Consider the following 22,811-nt stretch of genomic DNA (forward strand, 5'->3'; position numbering starts at 1 on the left):
GGTATAAATCTAGATTTAATATCTAAAACCTCAGGTTTCCTCTAAATCAAAGCTTTTTGAGGTTTTAGATATGATAAAATTTCAAAAAATGAGACTTTATATTTGCTTTGAATGATAATTAGAGTCACGTTTTAATTTTCAAGAGAACCCTAAATACTAACCTCATCATTCTGTGCCGTGCGCCTTCCCCCATTGGGGGAATTGCAGGGGGCTAAAAAAAGGCCTCTCATTCCTGAGAAGCCTTTTCAATTACTAATTACTCAAATATTAATTATTCTCACGAAGGTGCCTCCTAATAATCTTACCTACATTAGACTTTGGTAATTCTTTCTCAAAAGAAACTGCTTTCGGACATTTATAGGCAGTTAAATTTTCCTTGCAATAATCGATTACCTCTTGCTCAGTTAAACTTTCATCCTTCTTCACCACAAACGCTTTCACCACTTCGGTAGATTTCTCATCCGGAACACCAATTACGGCTACTTCCAAGACTTTTTCCATACCGGCAATTACATCTTCAATTTCATTTGGATAAACATTAAATCCGGACACATTAATCATATCCTTAATTCTATCCACTATTTTAAAGAAGCCGTCAGCATCTTGAACTCCGACATCTCCTGTACGGAACCATTCCTTATTAAAGAAAGTAGTTTCGTTTAATTCTGGTTTATTCCAATATCCTGACATCACCTGTGGTCCTTTACCACAAATTTCTCCTGGCTCACCTAGTTCCACCTCTTTTCCTTCTTCATCTAATATCTTCATATCAGTACTTGGAGTAGGCATTCCTATAGTGCCGATTCTTTCAGTTCCATCCAAAGGATTTACACTTAATACAGGGGAGGTTTCACTTAAACCATAACCTTCTACTAAAGGCCCTCCTGTTAAATCCTTCCATTTCTCAGCGACAGATCTTTGCACTGCCATTCCACCACCAATTGAGCCTTTCAAATGTGAAAAATCAACTTCTTTAATATTCGGTTGATTTAATAAGCCATTGAACAATGTGTTCACTCCTGTCATCAAAGTAAATGGATGCTTCTTCAATTCCTTAATAAATGCAGGCATATCTCTTGGGTTGGTAATCAAAATACTTTTAGCACCAATGCTAAACATTAAGATTCCATTTACGGCAAGGGCGAAAATATGATAAAGCGGAAGAGCTGTAATCATTTGCTCTTGAAGTCCATCTGTAAACAATGGCTTAAACCATTCTTTTGTTTGCATAGTATGCGCCACCAAATTTCGGTGAGATAATTGTGCACCCTTACTTACACCAGTTGTACCTCCTGTATATTGTAAAAATGCCAAATCAGAAGGCTCTATTTCAGGCTTTTTAAAAGTGTGATTCTTGCCTTTCTTTAAAACTTCTTTCCATTTAATAGCGGTAGGCAAATTATAACTTGGAACCATCTTTTTGATGTTTTTCACCACAAAATTGACAATACCGCCTTTCAATCCGCCTAACATATCTCCCAATTGAGTAACGATAACGGTTTTGATCTCCGTTTCATCTAATACCTTCTCTAAATTGCTGGCAAAATTTGCTACAATCACGATAGCTTTAGCCCCAGAATCTTTAAACTGATGGGCCATCTCACGCGCAGTATAAAGTGGATTGGTTCCCACTACAATTACACCAGCTTTCAAAGCACCTATCATGGCAATAGGATATTGTAAGCAGTTTGGCATTTGAATAGCCATTCTATCACCCTTTTTCAAACCTGCTTCATTTTGCAAATAAGCAGCAAAATTATTTGACAATTCATCCACTTCAGCGTAAGTCAGCACTTTACCCATGTTCTCATAGGCTTCGTTGCTTCCATGCTTCTGGAAAATCTCTTCAAATAATTCGGGGAGGTTTTTATATTGGTCAGGGTTTATCTCTCTCGGTACTCCTTTCGGATAATGATTGTACCATGGAAAATCGCTCATAGTCGTATATTTAAATTCAATTTTTTCGTTTCGGATTGGAAATTAATAAAAAATATTATTCTTCCATAGAGCTATTTGATACAACATTCATACAGGTGTGTTTATTTTAGGAAAATTATCTGTAAATCAATGGATTAGAATTTTATGTTTTAGGTAGTAAGTTTTATGTTATGAGCATTAAAGAGTAATGAGCGCAATCCACACTAAAATACACCACTGGTTCAAGCGTCCGCTTGAACCACTCTTTGCTATAAAATACAAGCTTCTTTTATCTAGTTGAGTTTCAATGCCAAGTAAGCCGAACTTTATTCGTTTGCTGAATAAGCACAAGCGGACGCTTGCGCTATTGCAAGGGTGGTAATTACTTGTTCATCTTGAACATTTACAAGCCTGGATTTTAGGGCTTTTTGTAATTTAAAATAGGCATAACCCGGATTATTCATTCCACTAGTTCTAGATATAGCTCCAAAAGAGCCTACTTATGGTAAACTAAAATCTGTTTAACCAAGCCCAAGCTCCGAAGGAGTGACCATATCGCCTACCATGTTTCAATAAACCTCTAATTATAAGGTCATTCCTACGGAACTTTGGCGATTTACATTGATATCATAGTTACCATAAGGTTGTTCCGCTGAAACTAAAGCTAATTCTTAATTTTCAACAAGAAAAAGGCAACCATATTCTATCATACTCAAACTTCGAGGTGTAGACTTCCAACCTCCGGCAAATGTCCGACCTTCGGTACTGACATGGCTCACGCATCAAACATCATCCATCACCCACCTTCCTACTTCTCACCCCACAACTTACCAACAGGTCAACCCGAAAACTTACCAACATAAAACCCCAACACTTCCCTGCTTCCAGACGTACACAAAATCAATAGCAAATATCTATAATTCTATAACTAAAAAATATAGGATTTTGATAACATAAGCGCACAAATTATGTTAGCTTTGTAGCTTAATTGAAATTAGTCTAAATAATTCATATATGAGTAAAGACGATCAAATACTGGAAGAATTTGCCTCTAAGGAATATGAGCATGGATGGACAGTAGATTTTGAAGCAGACTCAGCGCCTCCGGGGCTAAACGAAGATATAGTACGTTTTATTTCTGCCAAAAAAGAAGAGCCAGAATGGCTTTTAGAATGGAGATTGAAAGCATACAGGAATTGGAGAAAAATGGCAGAGCCTAAATGGGCTAATGTTCATTACCCAAAACCCGATTTCGAAAATATAATATACTACTCTGCCCCTAAAGCAAAGGATAAGCCTAAAAGCTTGGATGAAGTAGATCCTGAAATGAGAAAAACCTTCGAAAGATTAGGTATTTCTCTTACAGAACAGAAAAGATTGACTGGAGTTGCGGTAGATGCCGTAATGGATTCAGTTTCTGTTGGAACTACCTTCAAAAAGCAATTAGGGGAATTAGGAATCATTTTTTGTTCATTCAGTGAGGCTGTAAAAGAGCATCCTGAATTGGTTAAAAAATACATTGGTTCAGTTGTTCCTTCTAACGACAACTTTTATGCAGCTTTAAATTCAGCTGTATTCTCTGATGGTTCATTTTGCTATATTCCGAAAGGAGTAAGATGCCCTGTTGAACTTTCAACTTATTTTAGAATAAATGCTGCCAACACAGGTCAGTTCGAAAGAACCTTGATCGTGGCGGAAGATGATTCTTATGTAAGTTACTTAGAAGGTTGTACTGCACCTATGCGTGATGAAAATCAATTGCATGCGGCAGTAGTAGAGATTTATGCAGCTAAAAATGCTGAGGTGAAATACTCTACTGTACAGAACTGGTATCCTGGTGATAAAAACGGTAAAGGTGGTATTTACAACTTCGTAACCAAAAGAGGAATTTGCGCTGGTGATTATGCTAAAATTGCATGGACACAAGTTGAAACTGGTTCTGCCGTTACTTGGAAATATCCAAGCTGTATCTTAAAAGGAGATTATTCTCAAGGAGAATTTTACTCTGTTGCAGTAACAAACAACATGCAACAAGCCGATACAGGAACCAAAATGATCCACATTGGTAAAAATACCAAAAGCAGAATCGTTTCCAAAGGAGTTTCTGGCGGAAAAAGTCAAAACTCCTACAGAGGGTTGGTGGAAATCCACAAAAGAGCAGAAAATTCAAGAAACTTCTCTCAATGTGACTCTTTATTAATGGGTGACAAATGTGGAGCTCACACATTCCCTTATATAGAAATCAAAAACAAATCTGCGCAAGTAGAACACGAAGCAACAACTTCAAAGATTGGTGAAGATCAAATTTTCTACTGTCAGCAGAGAGGAATTGATGAGGAAAGTGCAGTTGCATTGATTGTGAATGGTTACTGTAAAGAAGTATTGAACAATTTACCAATGGAGTTCGCTGTTGAGGCACAGAAATTATTAGCCTTGACTTTGGAAGGTTCAGTTGGATAAACAATACAAAGAAATAGAAGAATAATTTTTTGAAATAAGCATATATCATAATGTTATCAATTAAAGATTTACATGCCTCAATTGAAGGCAAAGAAATATTAAAAGGCATCAACTTGGAAGTGAAGCCAGGTGAAGTTCATGCTATTATGGGACCAAATGGTTCTGGAAAAAGTACTTTAGCTTCTGTTTTAGCAGGTAGAGAAGATTATACAGTTGATTCTGGTGAAATTACTTTCAAAGGAAATGATTTATTGGAATTGGAAGCTGATGAAAGAGCCAAAGAAGGTGTTTTCTTAGCTTTTCAATATCCTATAGAAATTCCTGGAGTATCGACCACCAATTTTATGAAAACGGCTTTGAACAAAATCCGTGAGCATAAAGGTTTGGAGCCATTAGATGCTGTTTCTTTCCTTAGCAGAATGAAAGAAAAAATGAAGTTGGTTGAAATCGACCAAGCTTTATTGAGTCGTTCTTTAAATGAAGGCTTCTCTGGTGGGGAAAAGAAAAGAAATGAAATTTTCCAAATGGCAATGTTAGAGCCAACTCTTTCTGTTTTGGATGAAACTGATTCAGGTTTAGATATTGATGCCTTGCGCATTGTAGCTAATGGCGTTAACAAATTAAAAAATGATGACAATGCAACGATAGTGGTAACTCATTATCAAAGACTATTGGATTATATCGTACCAGATTTTGTTCATGTTTTATTCGATGGTAAAATCGTTAAAACTGGCGGAAAAGAGCTAGCGCATAAGCTGGAGGAAAAAGGCTACGATTGGATTAAGGAAGAAGCAAGCATTGCATAATTTTAATCAGCAATACATATGAGTAAATTGATTAAAGAAGATATAGATAAATTTTTCATCGGGCAATTCGATGCTTTTGAAAACTCTTTAAATGGAGAAAGCAAAAAGCCATTGCACGCAAAAAGGAAACAAGCCATCGATAATTTCAAAGCACTTGGTTTTCCTCACGCAAAGCATGAAGAATATAAATACAGTAATATAGCCAAAATTTTTGGCAAGCTTTTTAATGTTGAAAACCTGTCAGATGATAGCTTTTCATTAAGTTTAGATGAAGCCTCTAAGTACTTTATTCCTGAGTTGGACGCCATTCGTTTGGTGTTTGTAAATGGAGTGTTGGATAATAAATTATCTGATATGGAAACACTTCCGAAAGGAGTCCTTATCCAAGCTATCAAAACTGCAGCGGATGATTATGCTGAAGATTTTGAGAAACATTTCAATACACATGAAATAGAAGGTGCTGATAATTTTTCTGAATTGAATACCGCTTTCACTAACGGTGGAGTTTTCGTTAAGATAGATGCTAATGCAGTAGTGGAAACACCTATTGCTTGCTATTATTTTAATGACGCAAAAAATGCAGATGTCATTAGCCAGCCAAGGAATTTGATTATTGCTGAGAAAAATAGTCAAGCTTCATTGATTGAATCTTATGTTACTTTAGGTGAAAATACAAGTTTCACCAATGCAGTGACTGAAATTGTGGTAGAAGATGATTGTGTTTTCAATTACTACAAATACGAGAATGAATCCAATCAGGCTATTCAAGTTGGGGCTACTATGGTGCACCAATTAGGAAAATCTGTTTTCAATGGCGTGACTTTAAGTTTAAATGGAGCTATGCTTCGGAATAACTTAAATATTGCCATTCATAAAGAGCATTCAGAAACCAATATGTACGGATTGTATTTATTGGATGGTAAAACTCATGTTGATAACCATACTGTAGTCGATCATAAAGTACCAAATTGCGAAAGCAATGAGATGTACAAAGGCATTTTGGATGGTCAATCAAGGGGAGTTTTCAATGGTAAAATATTTGTAAGGCAAGATGCTCAGAAAACGAATGCATTTCAATCGAATAGAAATGTAGTACTTTCTGATGATGCTGAGGTAGATACTAAACCACAATTAGAGATTTGGGCAGATGATGTTCAATGTTCTCATGGTGCTACAGTAGGTCAATTGGATGTAGACCAGTTATTTTACTTAAGAGCAAGAGGAATTGACAAGCATACGGCAAAATCTATGTTATTAAATGCTTTTGCCTCAGATGTTTTAAGCAATATTAAAATTGAAGCTTTCAGAACATTAATAGAAAGTAAAATTAACGAAAGATTGTAAACACTTTATTAAGTAAAAATACCCCATTTTTTAGAGGGTAATATAGCTTGATTAGGTTAAGGATTTTTTGCAGGAATTGATTATAAATAAGGTCGCTCCTACAGAGCTTGGTTAGCCGTTTTGCATGATAATTACCATAATATAGCCCCTCTGGGGCTGAATTAAAGTAAGTAAAGATTTATAAAATGAACTTAATCTAAACCTGTTATTTTACCTTTTAGTATAATTTAAAATACAATAATATTGTAAGTCCCATAGGGACGAACTTATGGTAACAAAAATATAAACATATATGAACAAGCTCCATAGGAGCGACCTTATATCCTAACCTAAACATTTTAGGACTTGAAAATATGTGTAACCACAAATGATAGGTTTATAGGAATGTAAACCTAGTCTTTGTTGTTTAAGACAATATTATAAATATAAAGAATATGAGCACAGCAGTAGCACCAAAATTAGATATTCAAAAAATCAGAAAAGACTTCCCTATCCTTGAGCAAAAGGTGAATGGGAAGCCTTTGATATATTTTGATAATGCTGCTACCACTCAAAAACCTAAGCAGGTAATTGATGCTATATCCGAATATTATGAAGGTTATAACGCCAATATTCATAGAGGTTTACATTCCTTAGCTGAAAAAGCTACAACTGCTTTCGAAGACAGTCGAAAGGTTTTTCAAAATTTCATCAATGCTGCGGAGGTAGAAGAAGTGATTTTCACCAAAGGCACAACAGATGGAATAAATTTAATAGCCAATGCTTACGGTAGAAAATTTCTTCAAGAAGGTGATGAAATTTTAATCACCGCTATGGAGCATCATTCAAATATTGTGCCTTGGCAAATGATAGCTGAAGAAAAAGGAGCGGTTTTAAAAGTTGTTCCTGTAAATGCTAAAGGTGAAATTTCACTTGATGATGTCGAGAATATAATTACCGACAAAACTAAAATTGTGTCGGTAGTTTATGCTTCCAACTCATTGGGTACAGTCAACCCTGTTAAAGAAATTGCAAAATTAGCGCATGCTAAAAATGCAGTGATGGTAGTGGATGGGGCGCAAGCTTCTTCTCATTGCGTAGTAGATGTACAAGAATTAGATTGTGATTTTTATGCTACTTCAGGCCATAAAATGTACGGACCAACTGGCTGTGGAATTCTTTATGGTAAAAGAGCCATTTTAGAAGAAATGACGCCTTATCAAGGTGGTGGCGAAATGATCAATAATGTAAGTTTTGAGAAAACCACCTATAACGATATTCCTTATAAATTTGAAGCAGGAACTCCTAATATTGCCGATGTTGTGGCATTGAAACATGCCGCAGAATACATTGACAGTATTGGGAAAGCAAACATTATGGCGCATGAACAAGCTTTAACGCAGCATGCACATGATCGACTTTCAGAGGTACCGGGGATAAATTTCTACGGGACTGCAGATAATAAGGTGAGTGTAGTTTCCTTTACGATTGATAATGTACATCCGTACGATGCTGGTATGATGCTGGATGCAAAAGGCATTGCTGTAAGAACAGGACATCATTGTACGCAGCCTTTAATGGATCATTTCGGCATCGAAGGAACGATTAGGGCTTCCTTTTCTGTTTATAATACAATAGAAGAAATTGATTTTTTTGCTGATTCTTTAAAAGATATAGTGGCAAAATTTAGTTAAAAATTAGTCAATGACTGAAAATACAATCAACGCAAAACAAGACGAAATAATTGAACAGTTCTCCATGTTGGACGGTGACATGGAAATGATGATAGGCTATTTGATGGAGCTAGGTGAAAAGTTACCTGAAATGCCTGAATCACTAAAAACTGAAGATAATATAGTGAAAGGTTGCCAATCAAAAGTATGGCTAACTGCAGATGAAAATGATGGAAAACTTCATTTTCAAGCAGATAGTAATACTGCTATCACTAAAGGATTGGTGAGTTTATTGGTTTCTATTTTGAACAATGGTAAAATAGATGATGTCTTAAATGCCGATTTATATTTTGTTCATAAAATAGGAATGAACCGTTTTATCGGAACGCAAAGATCAAATGGATTTTTATCCATGATCAAACAAATCAAAATGTATGCGTTAGCGTATAAAACAAAATTAGAAAACGAAGCTTAAATTGATGCATTATGGCAGAAGAAACAAAATTTGAAAAGAAAACAGAAGTTCCCAATTTAAGAGATAAAGTGCTGGAAGCCATTAAGTCAGTTTATGACCCAGAAATTCCAGTTGATATTTACGAGTTGGGCTTGATATATGAAGTGAATGTATATCCAGTGAACAATGTGTATATCCTGATGACTTTGACTTCTCCCTCCTGTCCTGCTGCGGAAGAAATTCCAAGCGAGGTAGAAATGAAAGTAAAGGCTATTGAAGGGGTAAGCGATGTGAAAGTGGAACTTACCTTTGATCCACCATACTCTCAGGAAATGATGAGTGAGGCAGCGAAGCTGGAATTAGGCTTTATGTAGCAGAAAGTTGGAAGTTGGAAGTTGGAAGAAAATAAAAGTGTACAATAAATTAAAATAGAAATGGTGAGTGTTTACAGTTTAGTATAAAATCTCATCATCATAAATCTTAAATATATAAATATGTATCCTGAAGAATTAGTAGCACCAATGCGTGCAGATTTAACAGAAGTTGGTTTTGAAGAATTCAAAACAGCTGATCAGGTGGTTGAACACCTAAAGGACCATAAAGGAACTTCTTTAATGGTGATAAATTCAGTTTGTGGTTGTGCTGCTGGAGCGGCTAGACCAGGTGTTAAGTGGGCGGTACAACAAAGCCCGAAGAAGCCTGATAATTTAACAACTGTTTTTGCTGGCGTTGACCAAGAAGCAGTAGCAAAAGCTAGAGAGTTAACTGCTCCGTATCCGCCATCTTCTCCTTCTATTGCTTTATTTAAAGACGGTGAACTGGTTCACTTTGTAGAAAGACACCACATAGAAGGAAGGACTGCTGAGATGATTGGAAATCATTTGGTACAGGTTTTTGAAGAATATTGTTAATTGATATTCTGGAATATAAAAGTTAAAAAAGGAGGTCTTATTAATTTAAGCCTCCTTTTTTTATGCTAAATCATCTGCTAATGGCTCAATATTAAATTTCATATCAAGTGAATCTCTAAAATCTTCAATCTCCTCGCCCATTTCTTCATCACCCTCCACAAAATTCCACATAATATTTAATTCAGTACCATTTTCATTAAGTTCTTTTAAGTCCAAAAGTAAATCAAATAAACATTTAGATGATGATGTATTAAAATATTTTAAATATATATTAACGTCTAATTTTTCTGGATTATTAGTTCCAAATGCTTTCAACTTGGATCTTAACATATTAAAAAGCATCACCACATCATCATCATATGATTTGCCTTTTATTTGTAAGGTTCCATTTTCTTCATCAAATCGAACGTAAGGGGCAGCCTCCTTGGCTGGAATTTCTAATACACTCATTAAGAAGTTGTTTTTAGTTTATTTAACAATAATAGGCAATATCCTATTCATTTCTTCAAAAAATATTTTTCATGTAATAAAATTTCGATTAATTTAACTTATTTATCGATTATTATAAAAATGTTGTGTAAACAATTATTTAAGTTTAGATTTAAATTATGAATGCAAACCAGCACATTAACAATAACTTATACAAAAGTAAGGTTCAAAAGTATAGTACTATTCTATACATTTTGAATCTATTGTGCTTCGGTTGCCTTACATCAATATTTCTTTACGGTGCATATAGTGTATTCAACCCAGATACCTCCTATCTGCTTGGTATTCTAACACTTGTTGTGGTTTCTGTTCTTAATAGCAAGTTGCTTCAAAAGCCCTATTGGTATTTAAGGCCTAAAATAACACAAGTATTATTTTCGAACTTATTTAATATTTCAAATCTACTTTTTTCATTGTTATGTTTAATCCTTCTGTTTTTCAATTACCAGACTGGTGGAAATGAAATGGAATTTGGGATTTTAGGTTCTATCATCTTTGTAGTAGGATTACCTTTGTCTTATTATGTATGGATGATTTTCTCACAAACAAATGAAAAAAGTATTGTTAAAATAATTAAAAGTAAAGCCTTCATAAATTTTAAAAGTTATGAGTTTTATTTTGTCTTAATTTTTATCGCCCTCTTTGGGTTAATTTATGATTACCTTCCTCAGAAAGTAGAAACTTTGCTTTACTCCCCCATAGTATTACTTATAATATTCTCACTAGTCATTTTTATAATAAATAAAGCAATCCATGGTTCTTTGACTAATTATTTCAGACAAATAAAAACAAATCAACATACTGAAAACAAATTAATCAATACCGTAGGTCTATATGAAAAATATCCTTACAAATTAATTGGAGCATTAAATAATGATTTTTTTAAAAAAACTTTTAAAGAACAAAAATATTTACTCTTTACTTTAAAAAGAATATCAGCCGTTGATGCAATAGCGGAATTAGATAAACTTATTAAACAGTGTGATTCAAAAAACCCTATTTTCAATACGCTTACTGAGATTCATCAATACTTATCCAACATAAATAGAAAACTTGAAGAAATTAAAAACCCCTATGAGTTTATAGAACAATCAAACGATATTGTTCAAATTAAAGCTCTAGTAAGAAATCAGATATCAAATAATGATAAAAATTTAACGATTAAGCTTTTAAACGATAATAGGATTTCTGTCAACAAACCTGCATGTATAGTAGCAGGATATTATGATGACATAAATATAATTTCAACTTTAATTGTGCATTTAGGAAATCCTGATTTAAGTCATTGGGCTCAATTGGCATTAAGTAAAATAGGTGAAAAGTCAATTAAATACATTGAAATTGAATTTTCAAAAAGAAAAGAAAACTTATTATTTGTAGAATCATGTTTTAGCTTGATATGCCATGTAGGTAGTGAAGAAGGGTACAAATTACTCTTTAAAGCATTAAATGAAACAAATAGTAATATTAGAAAAATTGCAGCTAAAAAAATTATCATAAATGATGTTAGAGTAACTGAAGTACATAGAAGGTATTTCAAAAAACTATTTGATGATTTAATCCTAACCTTGTTAAGCAATGGTTATTTGATGGGGCAATTAGAACTTAAAAATGAAAATTTCAAATCCCTGAAAAATGCTATTGAAAATGAAAATAAAGAATCTCTTTATCTCATAATCAATATCATAAAATTATATTATAACTCAGAAGTAACAGAACAAATATTCAAGAATTACAGAAAAAATTCGATGAGTCTTCATGCTGCATCAAATTTATTAATTGATTTATTTGTGAATGACGATATGTCTGTCAGAAATAAATTAAAAGTTTTATTCTCACCTAAAGAAAAGTTACTTTTAGAGTCATTAGAAGAGGAATTCCCTTCAGTAAATCTGAAGCCTACATTCAAAAGCGAAGAAGACTTAATTTGGATCATTCTTAAAAAAGAATATGATCAAATTAATAGTTGGACAAGAACCTGTGCACTTAATATCTTACAATATGCTTTTAAGGATGACATCCCTTTTGAGCTTGCTTCTGAATTTCTAAATAAAAATCAGCTTTTAAAAGAAACAGCAGCTGCCAATATTTACAAAAATTTACCTGAGTTTTATACAATTTTCCTTTCAAGACTATCTGATAATGAATCAACACAAATTGATTACTTAATCAGATCTAATTTAGATGTTGCAAATCCTAAACAAATCCATCAGGATAATTTATTACTCTCTGATAAAATTAACTTTTTAATAAGCACCCCTTATTTAAACAATTTATCAATATCTGAAATCATCAATTTCCACACCTATTTCAAACCAAAAGTATTAAAGGCAGGAGACCATCAGATTTCATTGCTGGAAGAATTTAATTTAGGATTCTGGTTAATCGAAACAGGTAGTATTTCCTTTTCAAAAAATGGAATTGATTTCTTCGATTATAAAAAAAGAGACATCCTTAAAGTATCAGATCATGAAAGTCCATCTGAAAATATTTTTATTCACTGTGATCAGGATGTACGTTTCTTAATTGTTGAAGAAATTATTCTTATGAATATTATTAAGGATTATGATGAGATAATGCAAAAATATATCGATATCTTGCCAGATAAAAGCCCAAGAAAAATTATTACTCAATTAAATCAGAACGCTGCTTGAAATCTAAATTTTACTATATAATTATTTTAATATTACTGTTTTGTGTAAACTTCTCATCAGTTGCTCAAATACAAAAAACAGAACAATTTAGTATAAATGACTTTCTGGGGGAAAGAATTTTCATATCAGCTACACAAAATGATGATTTGACTATTTACTTCCATACTTCAAAAGGTATTTTATCATATAATGGAAATGAATTTCAATCAATTGACTTAAAGGATGAAAATACAAAAATAAATGGAATTCAGTTTTTCGATCAGAATCTTTTTATTGCTACTTCAAATTCTCTAATAAAGTATTTCCCTTCTAAAGATTCAGTTACTAAAATTTCTGAAAAGAAAATCTTTCACTTAAAGAAAATCAATAATCAGCTTTGGCTATTATCAAAAAACGAACTGTTTACGCTGGAAAACGGGAAATTGAAAAGCGTGTATCAAGCCAAAGAAAATGAGGTTTTTCAATGTTTAGAAATTAATAATGGTAATACCATAATTGGACATAATAATGGTATTACCATATTAAAAAAAGGTGAAGAACTCAGGACTTTTGGAACCTATTTAAATCCATCCAAATTAATTTCATATGATTCTTCAACCTTCATTTTAAGTGAAGATGCTATTTTCAAACTTTCAAACAACAATATTTCAAGAGATTTCAAATACGGATCCAGAATAAAGGATTTCTATGTTGATGAAGTTGGGAAAACTTGGTTTATTGATAATCAAAATATAGTAAGATTAAGGTTAAATGATCTAACAACTGCAAAACCGCTCTATCAAGAAGCAGGTGAAAAGTTATTAAAAGGAAAGAAATTATTTCAAGATAAAGAAAATAATTTATGGGTTCTTGGAGATAATCGTTTGTTCAAAATCACACAAAACAATCCATTTTCTAAATTATTTGAAGAGAATACACTAGGAGTATTCTCAGGTGAGAATAGTAACCTAATTATTAAACCAGATGAAATAATAGATTATAATTTAATATCAGAAACTAAAAGAATAAAGATTCCAAAATCAATAAATTCTATTCAACAGTTCCATGCTTTTCAAAATGATAATGATTGGATTATAACCCTCAATGAATCGATTTACTTACTTTCCTCAATTGAGGATAAATTATCGCTGTTGAAAAAAGAAAGTAAGTTCTTACCAATAAAAAAAATTAGTGATGAAAAATACTTAGCAAAAAATAATTCTGGAGAGCTGTTTATTATCAACACAAAATTTGATCCAATAGAAAAGATTGATAATATATTTTCATCCGATAAATCCATTGTGACTAAGGAAAACACATACCTATACAGTAAAAACAATACAGTATCAGTATTAGATAGTTTGGGAAGTGTTGAATATAAATTATCACTAGCTGATTCGATTGAATTAGAAAATATAATTCCATCAAAAATCGGTTTTTGGTACTTTAACAACCATAACATTTATAAAATCAATCCTGAGGGTTCAATAACTAAAATAAATGCTCACTTAAATAAGAATGAAAAAATTCTTAATGTATTTGATGATCAGGAGGAAAATTTATGGGTTTCTTCTAAAAACAACCTCATGAGATTCCCTACAGTACGAAAAGATGGAGAAATAACTCTTCAAAACGCAATTTTATATAATAAAAACGATTTCCTATTTTCAAGTTATTTCCAATCTGCCGTTAAAGATGATTCAGGACTCATATGGTTTATAAATGAAAGTGGTATTTCTATTTACAATCCGTTAAAAGAAATCCCTAATTTGGTAGCTCCAAGTATTGAAATACATAATGCTTTCGCCTATAATTTAGACAACTTTAATAACCCTACAGATACAGTATTTTTATTAGAAGGTAATAAAAAGGTTAATGATAATTCAATTGTAGTAATAGAACCAAAAATCATCAACCATTTCAATTCTGATAAATCTTCAATTGGGTATAGAAACTTAAGTGTAAATCAATCTGAAAGAAAAATCAAAATAGGCGAAAAGATAATTTTGACTGGATTACCTGACGGTTTAAACACCATCAATTTAAAAGCCTATAACAGTAATGGAATCGAAAGTAGCAATGAGTCAAATGTTAACATATTTGTAAGCCCTCCGGTATGGAAGCAAGATTGGTTTTATATAACAAGTGCCCTATCCCTCCTTTTGATTGGCTTTATTGGCTATAGAACGGTAATAAGTATTAAAAATAGTAGGGCTAGAGAATTGGAAGATGAATTACAAAAGGGATTAGAGGATTTAGAGAAAAAATCTCATTTGCAAGTACTGAAGGCAGAAAGGTTAAAACAATTAAATGAACTTATTACATCTCAAAAAAGTGAACTGGAAAAGAAAAACAAGCAAATTGAATCTCAGAAGTATGAGTTATCATTAACGAACCAGCAAATTAAAAAACAAAAAGATTTACTAGAAGAAACTAGTAGTAAGTTAGGTTCAAGTATTAATTACGCTAAGAGAATTCAAAATGCTTTGATGAGTACGGAAGTTGAAATTAAGAAAGCATTTAAAGAAAGTTTTGTCTACTTCCTACCTAGAGATGTTGTAAGCGGTGATTTCTTTTGGTTTAATAAAGCCACTAATGAAAAAGGGGAAGAGCTACTAATATTAGCTGCAGTTGATTGCACTGGTCATGGTGTACCTGGCGCAATTGTAAGTGTAGTTGGAATGAACTTGTTAAATAACATTACCAAACTCAAAAAAATATACGATCCTGGCGAAATTTTGACAGAAATGAACCATGATATTATTTCTGATCTAAGACAAGACGAAACACAGGTGAACGATGGTATGGATATGACAATTGTAACCTTCAATACTGTTACAAAACAATTATATTTTGCAGGTGCTAAAAACCCTTTGATGTATGTAGAAGATGGTGAACTTACAAGAATTAAAGGTGATAAACATGCTATTGGAGGTCAGCAAAGAGGAGAAGATAGATCATTTAATACACATCAATTAGATTTAAGTGAAGATAAAAAAAGAACATTCTATCTTTTCTCTGATGGATATCAGGATCAATTTGGTGGAGAAAAGGGATTTAAGTATTTGGTTGGCAATTTTAAAAAATTATTAGTCTCCATACACGATAAAGATGTATTGGATCAAAAGACTATTCTACATGAAGAAATAGAAGACTGGAAAGATGGATATGCACAAACTGATGATATACTTGTAATTGGATTCAAATTATGAAAAAAAGGCATAACCATATAATCATAAAATTTACCCCTAACGATAACATTGCTAGTGCAAATCAAGAATTAGGTTGGGTAGATTACTTTGCTACTTTTTTGAAAACTGGATTATCTTATAAACTAGATGTAGATGTTGATATCACTTATAAAAATGAACTTGACTTAATCAGAGAAGAAGATTTTGAAAACGCAGATTTGATATTTTACATCCTCTCTCCTGCCATGGTTTTTTCTTCAAATATTAATCAAGATTCCAACGAACTAGAACAAGCTTTTAATTTCGATATCCCTTTAATTAATTCAAAAATAAAGAAGGTATTTAAAGCACCAGTGAAAATTGAAGATCTGCCTTTAGCACTTTCTACCCCTACATATTATAGGTTTTATGACAATAGCTTAATTAATGAAGAAAATTATGAAACTTTTGAAGGGTGGAATCAATTTCAGGAAAATGAAAATTATTGGAAAGTTTTCGCTGATGTATTACTAGATACCTTGTCCATCTTAGATGATGAAAAAATAGAAATCAATAACAGGATTTTTATCTCTGATAAAAATAAAAGTTATTACCATCATAGAAATATAATTAAAAGAGAATTAAAAGCATTTAACTCGGAAATTTTCCCTGATGAAGATTTCTCTATCGAAGCAAATTATATGGAAGACCCTGAAGAGTTTTTCATGAAAAAATGTGATATGGCTATTCATTTTCCAGATGAATTTATTGGACTGACTAGCGAAAAACGTAAAAAAGCATTTGATAAGCTTCCAGAAATAAAAAGGTTAATTTGGTTTAGTCCTTCTGAAAGTCAGAAACCTGAAAAGAAGGCTCAATACAATGAATTAAAGGTTCAATTAAAACCATATCCAAATATTGAAGCGGTTGAATCGACCATTGAAGAGTTAAAAGAAATTATTAAAGAAAATTTAAGCAAATTAAAAGAAAAGAGTATTGTAGAGAAACAGTCTTCTAAAGAAATTATTTATATAATTTCGGATAGTAAGTTAACTAAAAGTAGTTTGGAACAACTTCATAATGAGAAAGTCATTTCACATAAATTTGAATTAAAACTAATTGACAATGTGGAAAATGTTACAGATTATAGACATTTACATTATGAGTTATTAAGAAAAGCAGACTATTTCTTCATACTATTCTTTAAAAACAATATACCTTGGCTCAATTCTATATCATCCGAAATAAAGAAAGCACCAGGTTTTAGAAATGAAAAAGAAATTTTAGGTAAATATATTTTATACAGCGATAATACTATATTGAATGATGAAAAATTACAAGATTTCCAATTAGTTAAAAAGAATGAACCGGATCAAATAGTAGAACTTGTAAAAAAATTAGCGGTTTAAGTGCAAGAAAACAACATTAATAATAGGGGGAATAAGTTTAATCCATTTCCAGGACTAAGGCCATTTGGCATAGAGGAAAGCTATCTTTATTTTGGTCGTGAGGGCCAAAGTGATGAGGTATTGGCTATACTTGAAAAAAATAGGTTTGTTAATATCCTAGGTTCATCAGGAACGGGAAAATCCTCATTGATGTTTTCTGGAGTTATCCCTACCCTTCATGGTGGTTTTATATCCAATGCAGGTAATGAATGGGAGATTATTACTGCTAAACCTGGATTGAACCCAATTAAAAACCTAGCCATTGGTTTCAAAAAACATATTGAAAGTAAAAGTAAAGAAGGTGAAATTGATTCTACTCATAGCTTAATAAATGAATATTTATTTGAAGCTGTTTTACATAAAAGTACAAAAGGGCTAAGTGATCTATTTAAACTAAATAAGCATTTAAAAGGCAAAAACTTATTATTATATCTCGATCAGTTTGAGGAAATATTCAGATTTAGAAAGTTAGGAGAAACTATTCACATTAATGAATCCTTAGCTTATGTCAATTTGATTTTAGAGGCAATAAAGCAAACGGAGGTACCCATTTATATTGCCTTATCCATGAGATCAGATTTCCTGGGTGACTGTGAACAATTCCCTGAATTAACAAATAAAATCAATGATAGCCACTACTTGATCCCACAAATGACTCGTGAGCAAAAGAAACTAGTCATAACGGGGCCAGTAGCCGTTGGAAATGCCAAAATATCTAATAGGTTGGTGCAAAGATTGCTTAATGATATGGGTGATCGATATGATCAATTACCCGTTTTGCAGCATGCTCTAATGAGAACCTGGGACTATTGGAGAGAAAGTGGTAATAAGGATGATCAACTTGATTTTATTCATTATGAAGCTATAGGCGGAGTAAATGAAGCGCTTTCACGTCATGCCGATGAGGCTTTTTACGAATTAAATGATGAGGAGAAAGAAATCTGTGAAAAGCTTTTCAAAACAATAACTGAAAAAAGAAGCGACAATGATGGTATAAGAAGACCAACTCCTCTAAAAGAGATTTCGCAGATAGTAGATGAAGAGGAATATACACTAATCAAAATTATTGATAAATTTAGAATAGCAGGTAGAGCTCTATTAACTCCACGCGAAGAAATACAATTGACGAGTGAATCTGTTATTGACATTAGTCATGAGGCTTTAATGAGGGTTTGGTATAGGCTCAGAAACTGGGTGCAAGAAGAGTCGCAATCTGCACAAATCTATTTACGATTATCAGAAGCAGCCAATAAATATCAACAAGGCAGTGGTGGCTTATGGAGGCCACCTGATTTACAATTGGCAATTGAATGGAGAAATACCACCAAGCCTACATTGAAATGGGCACTTCAATATGAAAATAATTTCGAAGCTGTAATCTTATTCTTAGAAAAGAGTGAAGATTCTTATAAAAAAGAATTAGAAACAAAAGAATTACTTCAAAGAAGAAGATTAAGAAGATCTAAATTAATTGCTACAGTTTTAGGTACTGCAGCTGTGCTTTCCATTATATTTCTATTTTATGCTTTTAATCAAAGTAGATTAGCTGAAAGACAAAGAGAAATTGCCGAATTAAAGTCTGAGGAAGCTCAAAGAGAATCTGAAAGAGCCAAAGACAGTGAATTAAAAGCACAGAGACGTCAAATTGAAGCTAATAAATCTAGTATTAGAGCCAACATTGAAAGGGAAAGAGCTGTTTTAAGCTCACTTTTAGCACAAGAAGCTAGAGAGGTAGAAAGACAAGCTAGACAGGATTTGGCTATTAAAGCTAAACAAGAAATTGAAGCCAATAAAAAATTACAGGAGCAACAAAAACAATTAGAAGAAACGAATATTCGATTGTCAGACGAGCAAAAAAATTCAAGACAATTAAGTTTAAGAGCAATTGCTTCATCACTAGCTGTGAAATCATTACAGCAAGAAGATGACCAATTAAGATCCCATTTAGCCTATCTAGGATTTAGATATAATATCAATAATGCAGGTTATGAAAACAATAATGATGTTTACAATGGCCTATTTTATGCTATTAAAACTTTTGACCCTGATTATTATAATGCTTTTAAAAGTAAATCAACTGATGTTAGATCTTTACAATTCGTAAAAAATAAATATTTATATACCACGGGTACTTCCGGGAGAATTAATGCTTGGGAAGTTGAAAACAAGAACGCAAGTAGAAGTATAGTTATATTCGATGAAGAAGGGGTTTTTGTAAAAAAAATATTTGTAGATGAAGAAAATCAAATGCTCGTTGCTCTCACAGATGGACATGATTTCTATGTTATTGATGTTTCTGGTAGAATAAGAGATATTAAAAAATATTCTCTTCCAAATAGTTATGCATTTGATATAAGTTTCATTGAAGGAACTACAGATTTCTATTTATCTGCTTCAGATAATTACATTTACAAGTTTGAGAACAATAATTTAAAGCCCTATATTAATACCAATAACAGAATTTATGATATAGAGCTCATAAATGATGATTTGCTTGCCACAGGTAATAATGATGGTAAAATTGAATTATGGGACTTGAAAAAAAGGCAACTCAAGAGCACTATTAGAGAAGCCAATAATAAATATATACATTCCATTTCTTATGCAAATAATGTTTTAGCTTCTGGTGATAACTCAGGGCAGGTAAATTTATTTTATTTGGATGACAATTATAATGTTAGTAATGCTATTACGCTAAGAGGAAGTGATGGCGAAATCATGACGGATTTAACATTCAATGAAACAGAAAACCAGATAATAGCAGCAAGTACAAAAGGAACTATAAGAATCTGGAATTTGAATGATCCTGATGAATTTCCAATGATAATCAATGAACCTGGTTCATGGGTAAATGATATCGCCCTTATGGATGATTCTCATATTTTTGCGGGTTGTAGAGATCAAGTTTTTAGGTTATACCCTATCAAAAGTGAATTATTGGCTGAAACTTTAAAGCAAAAAATGAAAAGAGACATCACAAAAGAAGAATGGGACAGATATATTGGTGATGACCTTGAATATAATCCTGTTTTTGAAGAAAGTAAATTTATTGATCAATCACGATGAGTAAAAATTTTATCATATTATTTTTCCTTTTAGTAACCACAACAATTAATTTGTTCGCACAATCAAATTGTGAGAGAAGCTTGAATGAAGCAAGAACAGATTATTCTAATGGTAATCTTTATGCAGTTCCTGGAAAAATAGGAGATTGTTTAGAGGAAGGATTTTCAAAAACAGAAAAAGTGGAAGCTTTAAGGTTGCTTACATTAACTTATATAAATATTAACCAACAAGAAAAGGCAAGAGAAACTTTAATTAGATTATTGAACCTTAAGACTGATTATCAGGCAATTAAAAATGAGGACCCTTCTGAACTTTATTCTCTTTACAATGATATAGATACTGATATCAAATATTTTATTGGGATTACTTTTGGCCTAAACCTTAATAGCATGAGAGTCATTACAGATAGGAATGCACATCCATTAGAAAATAATATATCAAATTACACTCCAAAAGTTTCAATTCCTCAAGTTGGTTTACAATTTCTATACCCTATCAAAAAAAGTTTAATTGCAGGAATAGAGGTTCAATATCAAAATCATAAATATTTTTATAAAGAAGAAAATGATAATGGAGTTGGGGATATTAATATTATAGAATATAGCAGTAATAATGATGGTATAAATATTAATTTAATGCTTCGATATATGAAAGATTATTATAACTGGAAACCTTTTGTAGAAATCGGAAGCACTGGAAGGGCTAATTTTACTTATGACATCATTAATTATACAAATAATTCTGATCAAACACCAGATGAAGAAAATATAACCGAACCACAAGATATCTTATCAAATAGGTCAGTTTTCAATTTATCTTTAAACGCCAATCTGGGAACCATGATAAAACTTGGTGAAAATTATGGTGAAATAAAATTTGGTGTTAGCAATTATTTTAGAAATCATTTAAATAAACAATCAAGATCCGAAGTATATGAAACTACAATACTTGATGGAATGGTTCTTATGGAAGATGACCTTGTAAATATAGTTTATCAATTAAACTTTACATTTAATATACCTTTTTTCAATTTCAAATGAACCGTAACTACTTTATACATATAGTTTATATTATTCTATTCTCTCTGGTTTCTTGTAATTTAGAGCCCTTGCCTGCTGACCAACTACCCAGCTTTAATAAACTCTATAGGGTATCAGAAGATATTGAAGCTGTAGATTTTATTTGTAAACCAGATCAAAGTGGATACATTATTATTGGAAACCTAAAATCAAATGATGATTCAGATATTATTATAATTGATGTAGGAATAGATGGAATGCAAAAAAATTTATATAGAGTAAATACAGAAGAATACGATGAAGCAGTAAGTATAAAACTTAATGAAGACGACAATTCAGCATTAATTTTAGCTCATAGAATTCGATCAAACCAAATACAAGATGGTATCGATCAAAATATAATATTGAAAACCAATTTGGATGGTATACCTTTTGGAGGAAACAACGAAATCCCTGAAGATTCAAGTTCAGCTATAATTAAAATTCTAAAATCTGAAAATGAAAATTCAATTATTCAATTACATGATTTTTTAATTTCAGGTCAGAATATTATTGGTGTAGGTCAAATCAGAGAAACTAATAACGGTAATACTAGTAGGGTTACGCAAATTTTTGATGTAAGCTCTGTTGATTTTAACAACACTATCGATTCAACTATTTTAGCATTTCGTCAAAAGCCTGACAACCCGATTTATAATAATAGTAAACTCATTAAAATCAAAGAAGGAAATGTGCCTTCTGCTGTCTATGAAGTATTCGGTCAAAATGAAAGTGAAAATCCTGATGGTGAAGAAAGAGAACCATCGTTAAACATAAGTTGGGATGCTTATACTGATTTGGAATCAAGCGCAGGCGAACCAATATTCATAGGAACGGATAGAAATGATGTCTTTGGAGATATACTGTTCCATTCTAATGGTAAAAATTATATTGCAGGAAATTACGAAAACAGCGATACGATTTTCATAATAACTAAGGATTATACTGGATTTAATAATAATAGAGGACAAGAAATATATTCTTTGACTGGATATGGCAATCAAGTAACAAGCTTGTCAGAAGACAGTGATGGTAATATAATTATGTCAACAATAGTAGAGTCGGAAATACAAAATACTTCACACATTTTGAAGTTTTCTCAATCAGGACAACCTATTGAAGGTCAAGATTTTGAATTTAAAAGTACTGGCTTAAATAATACCGTAAAAAAAATTGAAAGTGAGCCTGGAAATATACTTGTGATCCTTTCTCAAAAGACCTTTGACAATAATTCGACAGCCATAGGATTAATGAAGATAAAATTTTAGTAAAATTCTATTATTAGATATAAATTTGTCAGTCACTCCCCAATTTATTATATTGTAAGTTACACTAAACGATAAGGTTACGAAACACTTTTACACTTATATAAGGTTTGTTTTTCTTTTGGGCTCATTATTGGT

15 protein-coding genes are annotated in these 22,811 nt (G+C 32.1%); 13 read left to right on the forward strand and 2 right to left on the reverse strand.

The genetic code is table 11. From position 1 onward, the window contains the following. Positions 1-267: 267 nt before the first annotated feature. Positions 268-1,938 carry an AMP-binding protein gene (locus ABWH96_RS13945; protein ID WP_375578132.1) on the reverse strand — a complete coding sequence of 557 codons (1,671 nt, stop codon included), beginning with the start codon at positions 1,936-1,938 and terminating at the stop codon, positions 268-270. A gap of 993 nt (positions 1,939-2,931) precedes the next feature. Between ABWH96_RS13945 and sufB the strand changes: the two genes are divergently transcribed. The 7 genes from sufB (at position 2,932) to ABWH96_RS13980 (ending at position 9,544) form a co-directional block, all read left to right on the forward strand. Beyond that, positions 2,932-4,377: a Fe-S cluster assembly protein SufB gene (gene sufB / locus ABWH96_RS13950; RefSeq protein WP_308348527.1), complete on the forward strand. Its 1,446-nt coding sequence runs from the start codon at positions 2,932-2,934 to the stop codon at positions 4,375-4,377. A gap of 50 nt (positions 4,378-4,427) precedes the next feature. Continuing rightward, positions 4,428-5,183: a Fe-S cluster assembly ATPase SufC gene (sufC, locus tag ABWH96_RS13955; RefSeq protein WP_375578133.1), complete on the forward strand. Its 756-nt coding sequence runs from the start codon at positions 4,428-4,430 to the stop codon at positions 5,181-5,183. A gap of 18 nt (positions 5,184-5,201) precedes the next feature. Continuing rightward, a complete protein-coding gene (gene sufD, locus ABWH96_RS13960; protein WP_375578134.1) occupies positions 5,202-6,527 on the forward strand; it encodes a Fe-S cluster assembly protein SufD in 1,326 nt (441 codons plus the stop codon). A 434-nt stretch (positions 6,528-6,961) separates the two neighbouring features. Next, positions 6,962-8,200, forward strand: coding sequence for an aminotransferase class V-fold PLP-dependent enzyme (locus ABWH96_RS13965; protein ID WP_375578135.1), 1,239 nt, complete (start codon positions 6,962-6,964; stop codon positions 8,198-8,200). Between the two features lie 10 nt (positions 8,201-8,210). Further along, positions 8,211-8,654 carry a SufE family protein gene (locus ABWH96_RS13970; RefSeq protein WP_375578136.1) on the forward strand — a complete coding sequence of 148 codons (444 nt, stop codon included), beginning with the start codon at positions 8,211-8,213 and terminating at the stop codon, positions 8,652-8,654. 11 nt (positions 8,655-8,665) lie between these two features. Continuing rightward, positions 8,666-9,007, forward strand: coding sequence for an SUF system Fe-S cluster assembly protein (locus tag ABWH96_RS13975; protein ID WP_375578137.1), 342 nt, complete (start codon positions 8,666-8,668; stop codon positions 9,005-9,007). A 120-nt stretch (positions 9,008-9,127) separates the two neighbouring features. Beyond that, positions 9,128-9,544 (forward strand): BrxA/BrxB family bacilliredoxin, encoded by a 417-nt coding sequence (locus ABWH96_RS13980; RefSeq protein ID WP_308356366.1) that lies wholly within the window; start codon positions 9,128-9,130, stop codon positions 9,542-9,544. A 60-nt stretch (positions 9,545-9,604) separates the two neighbouring features. Here the strand turns inward: ABWH96_RS13980 and ABWH96_RS13985 are convergent, their stop codons facing one another. After that, complete coding sequence (locus tag ABWH96_RS13985; protein WP_375578138.1) at positions 9,605-9,994, reverse strand: DUF1987 domain-containing protein; 390 nt, start codon at positions 9,992-9,994, stop codon at positions 9,605-9,607. Between the two features lie 158 nt (positions 9,995-10,152). Here ABWH96_RS13985 and ABWH96_RS13990 point away from each other — a divergent pair, with 158 nt between their 5' ends. From ABWH96_RS13990 to ABWH96_RS14015, 6 genes are read left to right on the forward strand one after another with little or no spacing between them, the layout of a single operon-like run. Further along, entirely contained in the window at positions 10,153-12,687 is a 2,535-nt protein-coding gene (locus tag ABWH96_RS13990; protein WP_375578139.1) for a hypothetical protein, read from the forward strand. Continuing rightward, positions 12,684-15,878 carry a SpoIIE family protein phosphatase gene (locus ABWH96_RS13995; RefSeq protein ID WP_375578140.1) on the forward strand — a complete coding sequence of 1,065 codons (3,195 nt, stop codon included), beginning with the start codon at positions 12,684-12,686 and terminating at the stop codon, positions 15,876-15,878. The genes ABWH96_RS13990 and ABWH96_RS13995 overlap by 4 nt, the downstream gene beginning before the upstream one ends. Then, complete coding sequence (locus tag ABWH96_RS14000; RefSeq protein ID WP_375578141.1) at positions 15,875-17,245, forward strand: hypothetical protein; 1,371 nt, start codon at positions 15,875-15,877, stop codon at positions 17,243-17,245. The genes ABWH96_RS13995 and ABWH96_RS14000 overlap by 4 nt, the downstream gene beginning before the upstream one ends. Beyond that, positions 17,246-20,350 carry a High-affnity carbon uptake protein Hat/HatR gene (locus tag ABWH96_RS14005; RefSeq protein WP_375578142.1) on the forward strand — a complete coding sequence of 1,035 codons (3,105 nt, stop codon included), beginning with the start codon at positions 17,246-17,248 and terminating at the stop codon, positions 20,348-20,350. Next, positions 20,347-21,390 (forward strand): hypothetical protein, encoded by a 1,044-nt coding sequence (locus tag ABWH96_RS14010; protein ID WP_375578143.1) that lies wholly within the window; start codon positions 20,347-20,349, stop codon positions 21,388-21,390. Before ABWH96_RS14005 ends, ABWH96_RS14010 begins: the two co-directional genes overlap by 4 nt. Continuing rightward, the gene (locus tag ABWH96_RS14015) at positions 21,387-22,676 is read left to right on the forward strand and encodes a hypothetical protein (protein WP_375578144.1); all 1,290 of its coding nucleotides are present in this window, start codon (positions 21,387-21,389) and stop codon (positions 22,674-22,676) included. The genes ABWH96_RS14010 and ABWH96_RS14015 overlap by 4 nt, the downstream gene beginning before the upstream one ends. Positions 22,677-22,811 lie beyond the last annotated feature (135 nt).

Source organism: Marivirga tractuosa, assembly GCF_042140215.1.
GTDB lineage: Bacteria > Bacteroidota > Bacteroidia > Cytophagales > Cyclobacteriaceae > Marivirga > Marivirga tractuosa_A.